Origin of the sequence: Paraburkholderia sp. BR10872 (assembly GCF_040965835.1) — a bacterium.
Lineage (GTDB): Bacteria > Pseudomonadota > Gammaproteobacteria > Burkholderiales > Burkholderiaceae > Paraburkholderia > Paraburkholderia nodosa_A.
On the sequence record NZ_JBFRCN010000009.1, the window covers coordinates 124193 to 138453 of the forward strand.

Here is a 14261-nt window from a genome sequence, read left to right on the forward strand (position 1 = left end):
TTGCGGGTCATGATTTCTCTCCCTTGATGCAGAGGGGCCAACAGCCCCTATAAGGACTTAAACGGCGCCGCGGGGAAAATCCGTCGCGGACCATTTATTCACCATGCAATTTCCGCGCTCAGCGGCGAATTTACCGGTCTCGAGAGGGGTTGCTTGACAACTGCAATTTCCGAACCCGAAAGACTTACATTAAGGGTTTCTACCTAATATGAATCGCCACAAAATTGTTAAATTTCTGTCTTAGAATGGACACTCGAGATCGACTGCGGCGATGCAACATTAGTTTTCAAACCATAGGAATACAGCCGCAAGTCAGGCCATCGGGGGTTGGCGCTTTAATTAGTAAGACTAACCAAGGAGTATGAGCTGATGTCCGTTTCCGCACCCGAACAATTCCGCGCGAACTACCAGGCTGGCGTCGCAGCGTTCTTTGCGCTCACGAAGCCCGTTGTCGAGGGCGTGCAGGCCGTGATCGACCTCAACGTCCAGGCCAGCAAGGCTGCCATCGCAGAAAGCGAAGCGACGCTCAAGGGCGCCCTCGAAAGCGGCAATCCCGCCGAGTTCCTGACGCAGCAAATTGGTGCGTCGCAGCAAGCCGCCGCCAAGGCCCTGTCGTACGGCCGCCATCTCGTCGACATCGCGACGACGACCCAAAACGAGTTGATTCAAGCCGCCCAGGCGCAATCGGGCGAAAACGAGCAGCGTTTCAAGGACTTCTCCGAAGGCCTGACGCAAAACGCGCCCGTGGGCGTGGAGCCGTTCGTCGCGGCCATGAACTCGACCTTCGCCGCCGTCAACAACGCCGCCGAAACGCTGCGCGGCGTGACCCGCCAGGCCATCGAAACGGCCCAGAGCGGTTTCCAGAACGTCGTGGCTTCCGCCCAGGAAGTCGCGCCGGTCGCGGTCCAGCCGGTTGCCGCCAAGGCCAGCCCGGCCAAGGCCTGATTCGCGTTCCTGCCCGCCGGCAATACGCCACTGCGCGTCGAACACGCGTCTTCGTCGTGAATGAACGACGAAGGCGCGGCGTTTGCCGGCTCAGCTTTCCAGACATCGATTTTTCAGCGCATTTGCAGAGCAGGAGCTCAACATGACTGACATTGTGATCGTTTCGGCCGCACGTACGGCAGTAGGCAAATTCGGCGGTTCGCTCGCGAAGGTGGCGGCGCCCGACCTGGGCGCGATCGTCATCAAGGCCGCGCTCGAGCGCGCGGGTGTGAAGCCCGAGCAGGTGAGCGACGTGATCATGGGTCAGGTGCTGACGGCCGGTTCGGGCCAGAACGTGGCGCGCCAGGCATCGATCAAGGCGGGCCTGCCCGCGGCCGTTCCCGCCATGACGATCAACAAGGTGTGCGGCTCGGGCCTGAAGGCGGTGATGCTCGCGGCCAACGCGATCATCGCGGGCGATTCGGACATCGTCGTGGCCGGCGGCCAGGAGAACATGAGCGCCGCGCCGCACGTGCTGCCGGGCTCGCGCGACGGCTTCCGCATGGGCGACGCGAAGCTCATCGACAGCATGATCGTCGACGGCCTGTGGGACGTGTACAACCAGTACCACATGGGCGTGACGGCGGAAAACGTCGCGAAGGAATACGGCATCACGCGCGAAGAACAGGACGCGTTTGCGGCGCTCTCGCAGAACAAGGCGGAAGCCGCGCAGAAGGCGGGCCGTTTCGACGAAGAGATCGTCTCGGTGGAAATTCCGCAGCGCAAGGGTGAGCCGCTGCAGTTCAGGACCGACGAATTCGTGCGCCACGGCGTGACGGCCGAATCGCTCGCGGGCCTGAAGCCGGCGTTCAACAAGGAAGGCACGGTGACGGCGGCGAACGCGTCGGGCATCAACGACGGCGCAGCCGCGGTCGTGGTGATGTCGGCGAAGAAGGCCGAGGCGCTGGGCCTCACGCCGCTCGCGCGCATCAAGGCGTACGCCAGCGGCGGCGTCGATCCGAAGGTGATGGGCATGGGCCCGGTGCCGGCGTCGAAGCGGGCGCTGGAGCGCGCGGGCTGGTCGGTGAACGACCTCGATCTCATGGAGATCAACGAGGCGTTCGCGGCGCAGGCGCTGGCCGTGAACAAGCAGATGGGCTGGGACACGTCGAAGATCAACGTGAACGGCGGGGCGATTGCAATCGGTCACCCGATCGGCGCGTCGGGCTGCCGGATTCTCGTGACGCTGCTGCATGAAATGCAGCGCCGCGACGCGAAGCGCGGCCTGGCCTCGCTGTGCATCGGCGGCGGCATGGGCGTGGCGCTCGCGCTCGAGCGCGCTTGATTCCAGCTTGATCCCGCTTTCAAGGCGGGAAGCCGGGTAGCAACCAGGCAGCAAGCGGCTCGTCGCGCGAGAAGCAGCGGCGAGCCGCCAGTAGCAGCAACCACGCGCAATACTAGAAATTGATCAGAAGCCGCGCGGCATTCGCCTGTCTTTTTCCTGGGTGGAAGGATGAAGCCGGGCAACGGTGTATGTGGCGCCTGCACGCGTAGCGCGTAACGCCACGGTTTTAATGACGCTCAACTCTCGCGGATATATAGGATGACTAATCGTATTGCATTGGTGACAGGTGGCATGGGCGGCCTTGGCGAGGCCATCAGCGTGAAACTGCACGACGCGGGTTATCGCGTCGTGGTGACGCACTCGCCCGATAACGCAGGCGCGAAGGACTGGCTGGCGCGCATGAAGGAGACCGACCGCGAATTCCACGCCTACGGCATGGACGTGGCGGACTATGATTCGTGCCAGCGCGGCGCGAAGAAGATCCAGAGCGAGATCGGCCCTGTCGATATTCTCGTGAACAACGCGGGCATCACGCGCGACATGACCTTCCGCAAGCTCGACAAGGTCAATTGGGACGCCGTGCTGCGCACGAATCTCGACTCGATCTTCAATATTTCGAAGCCGCTGTGCGACAGCATGGTCGAGCGCGCCTGGGGCCGCATCATCAACATTTCGTCGGTGAACGGTTCGAAGGGTTCGGTCGGCCAGACCAACTACGCCGCGGCGAAGGCCGGCATGCACGGCTTCACGAAGTCGCTCGCGCTGGAAGTGGCTCGCAAGGGCGTGACCGTGAACACCATTTCGCCGGGCTACCTCGCCACGAAGATGGTGACCGCCATTCCCCAGGACATTCTCGACTCGAAGATTCTGCCGCAGATCCCGATGGGCCGCCTCGGCAACCCGGGTGAAGTCGCGGCGCTCGTGCTGTTCCTGTGTTCGGACGAAGCGGGCTTCGTGACGGGCGCAAATATTCCTATCAACGGCGGACAGCATATGCAATAAAGCTATGCTAAACATGTATCTTGCATGAATGATGTCAGGCGACTTTCGCCTGGGCGATGCGCGATGCATGCGGCAGCGGTAATCCATACCGACCGCCGCATTGCAAGGCACGTGTAAAGCGTGCCCTGCAATGCGGCGGTTTTGCATGGTGCCGCCGGTTTGCGGGGCACGAACGCAGTGAAGCGTGCCGCTATAATTGGCCACCCCACGCGTGACCGGAGACCGGCCTTTGTCGAGCATTGCGAAACTGCTGTCCATCCTCGAACTCTTTTCCGAGGCGCGGCCTTTTCTTTCCGCCGAACAGGTGGCGGCCGAACTGCAATGCTCGGTGCCGACCGCTTACCGCTATCTGCGCGAACTCGTCGATACGGGCATGCTGCTGCGCTTCGTGGGCGGCGAATACGGCCTCGGCCCGCGCATCATCACGCTCGACTACCATTTGCGCATTTCCGATCCGCTGTTGAAAGCGGGGCAGCCGGTCATGCGCGAGCTGGCGGAGCAATCGGGCTTCGACGCCGTCATGTCGCGCTGGTACGGCAACGAGCTCGTCGATACGCACCGCGAATCGCACGACGCCGCATTCGACCTGCGCTATGGACGTGGCCGTCCGCGTCCGCTCTTTCTTGGCGCCGCGCCCAAGGCGATCCTTTCGACCTTTCCCAAGGCGAAACTCGCCGCGTTGTTCGAGCAGTACCCCGAAGACATCGCGGCCAGCGGACTCGGCGGCTCGCTCGAAGAATTCCGCGCGAGCCTGCTCAAGATCCGCCGCGCGGGCTTCTATCTCTCGAAGGGCGAACTCGAAGCGGGCATGTCCGCCGTCGCTTCGCCGCTCTTCACCGACGCATCGGGCGAAGCCGTGGCCGCGCTCGCGCTCGTCGTGCCCGAGCAGCGCCTCGCGTTCTTCAACCTCGAGCGCGTGGTCGAGGCCGTGAAGGAAGCCGCCGCGCGCATTTCCACGCGCGTGCGTGCATTGATCGAGGCATAAGACGGCGCGGCGTCACGCTACGCCCATACGCGCCGCCATCTCCCGCTCCCACTCCGCGCGCGGCCGGAAGCCCGGCAACGTGCTCGCATGGCGCTCGACCTCGGCGAGCAACGCGTCGTCGGGCAGCGTAAAGTCCACGGCGACACGCATGGGCTGATCCACGTACCACGGCGTGTCGATGAAGATCTCCAGCCGGTTGCCCTCCGGGTCGCGCGCGTAGAACGAGATCGCATTGCCGTGCGTGACCGGAACGATCTCCTCCATCCCTTCCTCCACGAAGCGCCGGTGAAAGTGCTTGAGCGTGGCGAGGCTGTCCGCCTCCAGCGAAATCTGGTTGATCGGATTGAACGCCAACCGCTCGGGCCTGCCGCTCGCCAGCACGATCTGGTGATGCACACGGGGATCGCGGCTGAGAAAGACGAGGCTGACCGTGCCGCGCGGCGAGGGCAGCGTGCCGCGGTCCGTGACCGTGAATTCGAGCACCCGCGTATAGAAGTCTTCGACCTTCGCCATGTCGCTCACGTAAAAACCCATGTGGCTGAGCGTGAGGCCGGTTCGTCTGGTGGTTGGTTCGGTGTTCGGCAGAGTCATGCTGTCTCCAGTGATAGTGATAAACCCTGATGCAAATCACGTTGTACTGTGCGTTTTACGTAGTGTATTCTCAAAATACGATAAACGCACAAGAAATGCGCGCCCCCCATTTCCACCGAATACCCTCTTTCTCATTGGAGCATCATGAAACTCGCCAGCTTTTCCACCCATGAAGGTTCGTCGTTCGGCGTCGTGCGCGACGGCGCGGTGTACGACCTCAAGAAGCGCCTGGGCGGCCGCTATGCCGACCTCAAGTCGTTGATCGCCGCCGGTGCATTCGCCGAAGCGGAACGGGCCGCGAACGAAGGCCAGGGCGACTATCCGCTCGCCGAAGTCACGCTCGAGCCCGTCATTGCCAATCCGCAGCAGATCTTCTGTGTGGGCCTGAACTACGCGGAGCACGTGAAGGAGACCAACCGCGAGACCACCGAGCAGCCCGTGATCTTCATGCGCCTGCCGGCTTCGCAGGTGGGCGCCGGCGAGCCCATGCTGCGTCCGCGCGAGTCCACGCAGTTCGACTATGAAGGCGAGATCGCCGTGATCATCGGCGAGGGCGGCCGGCGTATCGCCGAGGCCGACGCGTGGCGTCATATCGCGGGCTACAGCTGCTACAACGACGGCTCGGTGCGCGACTGGCAGCGCCATACGGGCCAATGGGGACCTGGCAAGAACTTCTACCGCACGGGTGCGTTCGGCCCGTGGATGGTCACGAGCGACGAGATCGAGCCGAACGCGCTGATGACGCTGGTTACGCGTCTGAACGGCCAGGAAGTGCAGCGCGCGACCACGCAGATGCTGATTCACGGCATTGCGAAGCAGATCGCGTATCTCTCCACCTTCACGCCGCTCTTCCCCGGCGATGTGATCGTGACCGGCACGCCCGGCGGCGTGGGCGCGAAGCGCAATCCGCCGCTTTTCATGAAGCATGGCGACGTGGTGGAAGTCGAGGTGGATCGCATCGGCACGCTCAGGAACCCCGTCGCGGACGAAGCGTAAGCCGCAGGACGCCGCCCGCGCGATGCGGGCGGCGCAGTCATCCACGTAGTTTTCACTCAGTTAGCCACGGATCAGGTGAATGGGATGAAGGATGTCGTAGACAATTCGGTATGCAAATCAAATTCGAAGCCAGACTATGACGTCGCGATTATCGGCTTCGGGCCGACCGGCGCGACGCTCGCCAATCTGCTCACGCTGCGCGGCCTGAAAGTCGTGGTGTTCGAGCGCGACAAGGACGTGTTCCAGCTGCCGCGCGCCGTGCACTTCGACGGCGAATGCATGCGCGTGTTTCAGACGGCGGGAATCGCGCAGACACTGCTGCCCAATTTGTTCGTCGGCCCCGGCATGAAGTTCCTGAATGCGCGCGGCGAGCTGATGATCGACTGGACACGGCCGGGCGGCATCGGCCCGCAAGGCTGGTGCGCAAGCTACAAATTCCATCAGCCGGATCTCGAACGGGCGTTGCGTGCGCAACTATCCGCGCGCGGCGGCGCCGACGTGCACCTGCGTCACGAAGTGTTCGCGCTCGACGAATGCGACGACCACGTGCGCATCCGTTTCGAAGATACGGCGCAAGGGCGCCTTGCGCACACCACGGCGCGCTACGTGGTGGGTTGCGACGGCGCGCGCTCGACCGTGCGCCGCTTCATCGGCACCGAGTTGGCCGATCTGAAATCGCACGAGCGCTGGGTCGTGGTGGACGTGCTGCTGGAGGGCGAGCGCGCCGATCTCGGCGACTACTCGCTCCAGTACTGCGACCCCGCGCGGCCGACCACATACACGCGTGGGCCGCACAACCGCCGCCGCTGGGAAATCATGGTGATGCCGGGCGACGACGAGCGCCGCATCGGCACGCCGGAATGGATCTGGGAGCGGCTCGCGCGTTGGATCACGCCGGCGCACGCGCAACTCGAACGCTCGGCGATCTACACGTTCCATTCGGTGATCGCGCAGGGCTGGCGGCGCGGCAGGCTGCTGATCGCGGGCGATGCCGCGCATCAGACGCCGCCGTTCATGGGGCAGGGCATGGCCGCGGGCATACGCGACGCCTCGAACCTCGCATGGAAGCTCGCCGACGTGATAGACGGCGCGCTGCCCGACGCGCTGCTCGACACCTACGAGAGCGAGCGCGAGCCGCACGTGCGCACGTTCATCGAAACGGCGGTGCAGCTAGGCGGCGTGATCCAGGCCACCGACAGCGACGCCGTTGCCGCGCGCGACCGCGAGATGACGGCGGCGATTCGCGAATTTCGCACGCCCCAGCCGCGTCTGGGTCCGGGCTGGCACGCCGGTGCGGCGGGCGGCGATATCGGGCCGCAACCCGTGTTCGAAGACGGCTCGCGCCTCGATGACGCCGTCGGTTATCGCTTCGCGCTGATCGTCGACGAAGCGCTTGCGCAACACGCGCAGAACGCGCTGACGAACGCAGCCCAACGTGAGCGCGTGGCGATCGTGCCGGCCAAGCGGGAGCCGCTGCGCGCCTGGCTTGCGGACGCCGGCGCGCGCGCCGTGCTGCTGCGGCCCGACCGCTACGTCGGCGGCGTCGCGCACGACGCGAGCGACGTGGAAGCGCTGCTCGCACGTGCAGGCGTTGCGTGCGCGCTGCAGCGACGAGAGGCCGCTTGACCCAAGGCCCGGGCAGTCCGCAATGCAACGCGGCTGCCCGGGCCGATGATTTTGAAGAAGTGGCGTAGGACGAAGATCCGCTAGCAGAAACACAAGCGCCGCCAGGTCCATCAACAAGGAGAGCATATGGAGACGACACCCTCCCTGCCAGCGTCGCACGCCGCGGCGCCTGGCCTGACCCGCGCCCAATGGAAGATGATCCTCATTGCGAGTCTGGGCGGCTCGCTGGAGTTCTACGATTTCGTGATTTACGGCTTTTTCGCGCATTCGATCGCCGCGCAATTCTTCCCGGCGAGCGACCCGCTCGTGAGCATGCTGCTCACGTTTTCGGTGCTCGCGATCGGCTATATCATCCGGCCGCTCGGCGGCATCGTGCTCAGCAGCCTGGGCGACCGCATCGGGCGGCGGCCCGTGTTCGTGGGCTCGATCGTCGTCGTGACGGTCGCCACCCTCTGCATCGGCCTGTTGCCCAACTACGCGCACTGGGGCGTTGCCGCGCCCGTTGCGCTGATCGGCCTGCGCGTGCTGCAAGGCTTTTGCGTGGGAGGCGAAATGCCCGGCGCGATCACCTATGCGGTGGAAGCGGCGCCGCGCCGCGCGGGCCTCGCGGCCGGCGTGATCGTCTGCGCGATCAATACGGGCGTGATGCTCGCGACGATCGTCAATCTCGTCGTGCAGTCCGCGCTCACCCCCGCCGACGCCGCGAGCTACGGCTGGCGCATCGCGTTCCTCGTGGGCGGGCTGTGCGGGATCGTTTCGTATCTGCTGCGCCGCAATCTCGACGAGTCGCCCGAATTCCGGCAAATGCAGGGCGCGGTGGTGAAGCAGCCGTTTCGCGAAACGCTGCGCCACCATCGCGGCGCGGTGGTGGGCGGCGCGCTTTCGATTGCGGTGATGGCGGGCTTCAACGGCGTGCTCTACGGCCACATGCCCGCGTATCTGATCGAAACGTTGAAATACGCGCCGCGTGAGGCCGCGCTCGCCCAGAATGCGTACTTGCTCGTGAGTTCGGTGGGGCTGCTCGCGGCGGCCTGGGCTGGCGACTTCGTGCCGCGCCGGTACTTGCTGCGTGTGTCTTGCGTGCTGCTCGCCGCGCTCGCCTGGCCGTTCTATACGGCGCTAGCGGCGCACAGCGTGAACGTGGTCGTCCTGTTCGTGTTCGCCGCGCTGGTGTTCTCGCTCGCAAGCGGCACGTGGGCCGCGGTTCTCGCCGACCTCTTTCCGGTGCAGGTGCGCTTTAGCGGCATCGCACTCGCGTACAACGTTTCGGTGGTCGTGTTCAGCGGGTTTGCGCCGTTGCTCTGCGCGGCGTTCGTGCGCATGAGCGGGTCGCCGGCCGCGCCGGCGTGGTACGTGACCGGCTCGGCGCTGGTCGCGCTGCTGGCGAACCTCGGGCTGCACGCTTCGTCGCGCTCGCGGGTCGAGCGCCCGGCGGCAGCCGCAGGTTAGGCGTGCGCGTGGCTCAAAGAAAGCCTTCGGGCGTTTCGAACTCGGAATCGTCGACGTCGATTTCGATCGAGCACGCGCCCTCGGTGGCCGGCTGCGTCTGCCGTGCCTCGAAGCGTTCGCGCACGCGCTCGCGAATGCGCTGCTGGATCATGCGCCGGCGCGCCGTGTCCATCTCGGCGTAGCGGTCGAGTTGCGCGCGCGAGAAGCGCAGCGTGGCGGCGCAGCGCGCGTCGAGCGTGGTGTCGCGGTGCGAGTCCACGACCCAGGAAAGCTGGATAACGATCGTCTCGCCCTCGTCGATGAGGCTGACCGCCGGCCGCTTGGGCGATTCGAAAATACTTGCGAGAGCGATCTGGATCTCCTCCAGACGCTGGTCGAAATCGAAGGTGTTCATAGGGGCTCCCGTCTCGATGGCCGTTTTTGCGCGCGCTTTTGCGTGCGCTTTTGCGTGACTTCACAGCGCGCATCGGGCGTTCCAACCGTGCCTGGGCACGGCCGATGCGCTACGCGGCAAGCGGCAGGCGAAGGCGCGCATCGGATCGAGCGCAGGCGAATGGCACGACGCGTGCGCGCTCGGTCAGGAACTTCCACTCATCGAAGCCTGCAAGGAGAGAGCCATGTCTATGATCGTTGCGAGCCGCTTCACGACCCTGCACGAAGCGGAAGTGGCCGTCGACAAGCTGCATTCGAACGGCTTTGTCGGCGAGGATGTCGCCTCGTTCTTCGTGAACCCGAGCGGCCAGCACGCGCGCTTTCCGGTGGGCGGCGACGAGTTCGTCGACCCGGGCGCGCGCGGCACGTCGCTGGGCGCGGCGACGGGGGCTGCGGGAGGCGCGGTGATCGGGCTCGTGCTCGGCGTGCTGATCTCGTACGTCGTATTCCACTCGCTGGTGGTGCTGGCGGTGGCCGCCGGCGTCGGCGCCTATGTGGGCACGCTCGCGGGCGCGCTATGGCAGACGAGGGGTGGCGGCAAGGCGCGCCAGCCCGACGTCGGCTACGAGCCCGATGGCACGCCGAAGGCCCGCGAGTCCGGCGTGCTGGTGGCCGTGCATGTGAGCTCCGGCACCGAGCACACGGCGGCGCAGGTACTGAGCGCGGCGGGCGGCGTGGAGATCGAGCGCGCCGACGGACGTTGGCAGCAAGGTCATTGGGCCGACTTCGACCCCACCCGCAGCGTCGAGCCGCTGCGCGAATGAGCGGAGGCGCGTTGCGCTGACAAGGAGGCAATCATGAAGCATCACGAGACGCCGGACGACGACGGTACGAACGTCAAGAGCCCGCAGCACGAAGGCAGCGAGCCGCTCGCGCGGCGTCATCCGCACGAGCCGCGCTCGGTGGGCCGCCAGGGGCATAGCGACGTGGAGAGCGGCCAGGAGGACACGGACCGCCGGGGCGGCGATGCGTACCAGGAGCGCACGCAGAACGACGAGCCCGTGAACCGCAATTCGCGCGAGGGGCGGCGCTGACTTCGTTCATGCCATACGGCCGCCCCTGAGTGCTGCGTCTTACTTCGGCGAAACGTCGATGTCGCCGAAGTATTTGTGCGCGAGCGATGTGACCGTGCCGTCGGACTCGAGCTTTGCAATGGCCGCGTTCAGGCGCTCGCGCAAGGCTGTATCGCCCTTGCGGATGCCGAACGCCACGCCGCTGCCGAGAATCTTGTCGTCGCGTACGGCTTCGCCCACGAACGCGAAACCCTTTCCTTCGGGTTGCGAAAGAAAGCCCTTCTGGCCCGCAGGCGCGAGCACGAGCGTTGCATCGAGACGCCCCGCGCCGAGATCCGCGTAAATCTGGTTCTGGTCCTGATAGGGCACGACGCTCACGCCGGCCGGCTCCCAGTGCACCTTGGCATAGGTTTCCTGAATCGACGATTGCAGCACGCCGACACGTTTGCCCTTGAGCGACGCGGCAGTCGCGACGAGTCCGCTGTCACTGCGCGCAATCAGGCGGCTCGGCACGCGATAGATCACCGTGGTGAAGTCGATGGCCTCGCGGCGCTTTTCGGTGGCGTTCATCGCCGAGTTGATGGCGTCGAACTTGCGGCCCTGAAGCGCGGGAATCAGGCCGTCGAACGAGGTTTCGACCCATTTGCAGGTCATGCCCGCCTTGGCGCACACGGCATTGCCGATGTCGATGTCAAAGCCTTGCAGCGTGCCGTCCGCGGCTTTGGTCTCGAACGGCGGATACTGCGCCTCGACGCCGAAGCGCAACAGGTTCGTATCGGCGAATGTCGATGCGGGGCCGAGTACGCCGCACACGCATGCCAGCGCGAGGAGCGCGTTGAGTCGCTTCATGGTGATCTCCTTGCCGATCAGGTTCGTTGTGTTTCGAATGGGGTGCGCTAGATCGCGCAAAGGCGGCGTGCGCCTTCGAGCAATGTTTCGTCATCCTTGGCGAAGCTGAGGCGGATGACGCCTTCGTCGGTGCCGTCGGTGTAGAACGCCGAGAGCGGAATCGTCGCCACGCGGGCGTCGCGGATGAGTCGCAGCACGAAGTCGCTGTCGCGCTCGTCGGAGAAAGACCGGAAGCGCGCGAGCATGAAAAAGCTGCCTTCGCTCGGCAGCAGTTCGAAGCGCGAGGCTGCCAGCGCGCGCGCGAGCAGGTCGCGCTTGTGCTGGTAGAAGGCCGCGAGTCCCAGATATGTCTTCGGCTCGGCAAGCGCCTGCGCGAACGCATACTGCATGGGCGTGTCGGCGGAAAAGACCATGAACTGGTGGACCTTGCGGATCTCGTCCATCAGTTGGGCGGGGGCAAGGCAATAGCCCACGCGCCAGCCCGTGACGTGATAAGACTTGCCGAACGACGAAACGATCACGCTGCGCTCGGCCAGCTCGCGATAGCGAGCCATGCTCCGGTGCGGCGCGCCGTCGAAGACCACGTGCTCGTACACCTCGTCGGAGAGAATCACGATGTCGGTATTGCGCGTGAGCGCCGTGAGCCGCGCGATGTCGTCCTCGCCGAAGATCGTGGCCGTGGGATTGTGCGGCGTGTTCACGATGATCATGCGCGTGCGCGGCGTGATGGCCGCGCTCACTGCGTCCCAGTCCACGCGGAAATGCGGCTGCGCGAGCTTGATCGCCACGGGCAGCGCGCCCTGCAGGCGCACGATGGGCGCATAGCTGTCGAACGCGGGCTCGAAGTAGATGACCTCGTCGCCGGGATGCACGAGCGCACTGATCGTCGAGTACAGGCCTTCGCTCGCGCTCGCGAGCACGGTCACCTCGCTCGACGGGTCGTAGTGCGCGCCATGGAGCATCTCGAACTTCGCGGCGAGCGCTTCGCGCAAGTCGGCCAGGCCCGCCATCGGCGCGTACTGGTTGTGGCCCGCGCGCATGGCGGCGGCCACGTCATCCACGAGTTTCGCGCTCGGGTCGAAATTCGGTGCGCCTTGCGAGAGGTTCAGCGCCTGATGCTCGGCGGCAAGCTGGCCAATTACCGTGAAAATCGTCGTGCCTACATCGGGCAGCTTCGAGCGGGCCTGCGCGGCGCTCTGCATGGTCGGTCTCCCTTCGGGCGGCGCGCGGCCGCATGGTGTGTCAAATGCGAGGTTGCCGGAAGATCGGGCCTTGCGCGGAGCGCCCCATTACGCCGAAAGAGCAGCCCGCATGCAATCGATTAATTCTCATGGCCGCCATGCGCCGCCCTCATGGCGCGCTACGGCGTCGAGCGGTCCCGGCCCATCCAGTCGCTGAACAGCTGCACCTTGTTCTGCTGGGCCACACATTCGGGGTACACGAAATAGTAGCGCGAGCCCGTGGGTACGGCGAGGTCGAAGGGCATGACGAGGCGGCGTGTCTCGACATCCTCGCGGACGAGCGTGCGATCGGTGATGGCGACGCCGAACCCCTGCATGGCGGCAGTGGCCGCGAGATCGAGCGATTCGAACGTGGGACCGAGATCGGCATCGACTTTCTTCGCGCCCGCGCGCGCGAGCCACAGGCGCCAGTCAGCGTGGTCGCGCGTGGGGTGCAGCAGGGTCTGGTGCGCGAGGTCGTCGGGCTTGACGAGCGGGCGGCGCGAGAGCACCTCGGGCGTGCAGACGGGCGTGAGGTATTCGTCGAAGAGCGGCACCGCATGCACGTCGGCGCCGGGCGACGAACCGTAGATGATCGCCGCGTCGAACGGCTCGGCCTGGAAGTCGACTTCGTGTCCCCAGGTGGTCGTGATCTGGATCTGCAGGTCGGGGTGCTCGTTCTGGAAGCGCATGATGCGCGGCAGCATCCAGCGCATCACGCAGGTCGGGACCTTGAGCGCAAGCTCGGTGCGCTGGCGCGTGAGGCGCTGCGAGGCTTCTTCGATACGCCCGAAGCCGTCGCGCACGGCCGGCAGCAGTTGCTCGCCTTCGGCGGTGAGCGTGAGACCTTTGGACGAGCGGCGAAAGAGCGGCAGGCCGTAGTACTGCTCGAGCGCGAGGATCTGCCGGCTGACTGCGCCCTGTGTGAGGCAAAGGTGCTCGGCCGCGCGCGTAAAGCTGCCGTAGCGGGCGACCGTTTCGAAAATCTGCAGGGCGTTGAGCGGGGGAAGGCGTCTCATGGCGGTCGTTGGGCGGCCGGGCGAGTGCGCGCAGCCGGCGGGAATCGAGCCGCTATGATACGACGGCCGCCCGCTTCAATCGTCTGCGCCGTCTGCGCTCTGTGCCTGGCTCGCCGCGCGTGCCGTGTCGATCGTGGCACGTGCGCCGAACAAAGCGCGTATGCCGGGCCCGGAGAGGAACATGGCCTCGGCGTTGTGGCCCGCACCCCGCACCTCGAACCACGTATGGCGCAACTGCGGGTGCCTCGCGCGCAGGTAGGCGTAACAGGTTAGGGCTCGCGCGAGCCGGTGAGGCCCCTGCGCGCTGGCCGCGCACGAGCGGTCGAGCGCCGCGTGCGCGGGGTCGCAATCGCGCTCGCCTGCCAGATACACCACTTCCCGCCCGATGTAGCGGCGCTCGAGCGTGGCGGCATCGTGCGTGGCTGCCGCATAGCGCGGGAGCTTGCACATGCCGTACTTCCAGTCGTCGACGTCGGGGCATGCGGTGCGATCCGCAGGGGCGAAGCTGCCATCCGGTTGCGGTCGCAACGAATCGAAATACACCCAGGAAGAGGGATTCGCGATCACGAAGCGCAGCGGCACGCCGCGTTGGGCGCATTGCTCGGGCGCGGTGCTCAGGATGGCATAGCGATGCGCGACCTGGGCGCCGCCCGAGTGAAGCTGCCATAGAACATCTTGCGGCCGGGCGGCGCGTACTCGGTGAGCATCGAGGCGGCGGTGGCGAACTCGCCGCCCACCGACAGCCCTTGCAGGATGCGCGCGAGCAGCACGATGAGCGGCGCGGCGATGCCGATCGATGCATAGCCGGGC

The 14261-nt window shown here is 65.6% G+C and carries 15 protein-coding genes and 1 pseudogene; 9 read left to right on the plus strand and 7 right to left on the minus strand.

Going from position 1 to position 14261, the window contains the following annotated elements; all coding sequences use genetic code 11:
• Positions 1-369 precede the first annotated feature (369 nt).
• The 4 genes from phaP (at position 370) to AB4Y43_RS10270 (ending at position 4256) form a co-directional block, all read left to right on the plus strand.
• A complete protein-coding gene (gene phaP / locus AB4Y43_RS10255; RefSeq protein WP_342948735.1) occupies positions 370-945 on the plus strand; it encodes a TIGR01841 family phasin in 576 nt (191 codons plus the stop codon).
• A 142-nt stretch (positions 946-1087) separates the two neighbouring features.
• Positions 1088-2269, plus strand: coding sequence for an acetyl-CoA C-acetyltransferase (locus AB4Y43_RS10260; RefSeq protein WP_342945703.1), 1182 nt, complete (start codon positions 1088-1090; stop codon positions 2267-2269).
• Between the two features lie 258 nt (positions 2270-2527).
• Positions 2528-3271 carry an acetoacetyl-CoA reductase gene (gene phbB, locus AB4Y43_RS10265; protein ID WP_069266706.1) on the plus strand — a complete coding sequence of 248 codons (744 nt, stop codon included), beginning with the start codon at positions 2528-2530 and terminating at the stop codon, positions 3269-3271.
• Between the two features lie 229 nt (positions 3272-3500).
• Positions 3501-4256, plus strand: a complete 756-nt coding sequence (locus tag AB4Y43_RS10270; RefSeq protein WP_368604475.1) for an IclR family transcriptional regulator — start codon at positions 3501-3503, stop codon at positions 4254-4256.
• Between the two features lie 12 nt (positions 4257-4268).
• On the opposite strand, the gene AB4Y43_RS10275 is transcribed toward AB4Y43_RS10270, so the two are convergent.
• Positions 4269-4847 carry a VOC family protein gene (locus tag AB4Y43_RS10275; protein ID WP_368727740.1) on the minus strand — a complete coding sequence of 193 codons (579 nt, stop codon included), beginning with the start codon at positions 4845-4847 and terminating at the stop codon, positions 4269-4271.
• 144 nt (positions 4848-4991) lie between these two features.
• Between AB4Y43_RS10275 and AB4Y43_RS10280 the strand changes: the two genes are divergently transcribed.
• From AB4Y43_RS10280 to AB4Y43_RS10290, 3 genes are all read left to right on the plus strand, one after another.
• Complete coding sequence (locus tag AB4Y43_RS10280) at positions 4992-5843, plus strand: fumarylacetoacetate hydrolase family protein (RefSeq protein WP_069266703.1); 852 nt, start codon at positions 4992-4994, stop codon at positions 5841-5843.
• 84 nt (positions 5844-5927) lie between these two features.
• The gene (locus AB4Y43_RS10285; protein ID WP_368727741.1) at positions 5928-7469 is read left to right on the plus strand and encodes a bifunctional 3-(3-hydroxy-phenyl)propionate/3-hydroxycinnamic acid hydroxylase; all 1542 of its coding nucleotides are present in this window, start codon (positions 5928-5930) and stop codon (positions 7467-7469) included.
• Between the two features lie 126 nt (positions 7470-7595).
• On the plus strand, positions 7596-8918 hold the full coding sequence (locus AB4Y43_RS10290) for an MFS transporter (RefSeq protein WP_368727742.1): 1323 nt from the start codon (positions 7596-7598) through the stop codon (positions 8916-8918).
• Positions 8919-8931: 13 nt separating this feature from the next.
• Here AB4Y43_RS10290 and AB4Y43_RS10295 read toward each other — a convergent pair whose 3' ends face one another.
• Entirely contained in the window at positions 8932-9312 is a 381-nt protein-coding gene (locus AB4Y43_RS10295) for a hypothetical protein (RefSeq protein WP_368727743.1), read from the minus strand.
• 223 nt (positions 9313-9535) lie between these two features.
• Between AB4Y43_RS10295 and AB4Y43_RS10300 the strand changes: the two genes are divergently transcribed.
• Together AB4Y43_RS10300 and AB4Y43_RS10305 are read left to right on the plus strand one after the other, a co-directional pair.
• The gene (locus AB4Y43_RS10300) at positions 9536-10114 is read left to right on the plus strand and encodes a hypothetical protein (RefSeq protein WP_368727744.1); all 579 of its coding nucleotides are present in this window, start codon (positions 9536-9538) and stop codon (positions 10112-10114) included.
• A 33-nt stretch (positions 10115-10147) separates the two neighbouring features.
• Complete coding sequence (locus AB4Y43_RS10305; RefSeq protein ID WP_342948743.1) at positions 10148-10384, plus strand: hypothetical protein; 237 nt, start codon at positions 10148-10150, stop codon at positions 10382-10384.
• A 39-nt stretch (positions 10385-10423) separates the two neighbouring features.
• Here AB4Y43_RS10305 and AB4Y43_RS10310 read toward each other — a convergent pair whose 3' ends face one another.
• From AB4Y43_RS10310 to AB4Y43_RS10330, 5 genes and pseudogenes are all read right to left on the minus strand, one after another.
• Positions 10424-11212, minus strand: coding sequence for an ABC transporter substrate-binding protein (locus AB4Y43_RS10310; RefSeq protein ID WP_069266726.1), 789 nt, complete (start codon positions 11210-11212; stop codon positions 10424-10426).
• A gap of 47 nt (positions 11213-11259) precedes the next feature.
• Positions 11260-12414, minus strand: coding sequence for a methionine aminotransferase (locus tag AB4Y43_RS10315; RefSeq protein WP_368727745.1), 1155 nt, complete (start codon positions 12412-12414; stop codon positions 11260-11262).
• Positions 12415-12572: 158 nt separating this feature from the next.
• Complete coding sequence (locus AB4Y43_RS10320; protein ID WP_069266696.1) at positions 12573-13451, minus strand: LysR substrate-binding domain-containing protein; 879 nt, start codon at positions 13449-13451, stop codon at positions 12573-12575.
• Positions 13452-13526: 75 nt separating this feature from the next.
• Positions 13527-14033, minus strand: a complete 507-nt coding sequence (locus AB4Y43_RS10325) for a hypothetical protein (RefSeq protein WP_368684627.1) — start codon at positions 14031-14033, stop codon at positions 13527-13529.
• A gap of 74 nt (positions 14034-14107) precedes the next feature.
• Positions 14108-14260: pseudogene (locus AB4Y43_RS10330) on the minus strand (MFS transporter); the annotation flags it as partial.
• Position 14261 lies beyond the last annotated feature (1 nt).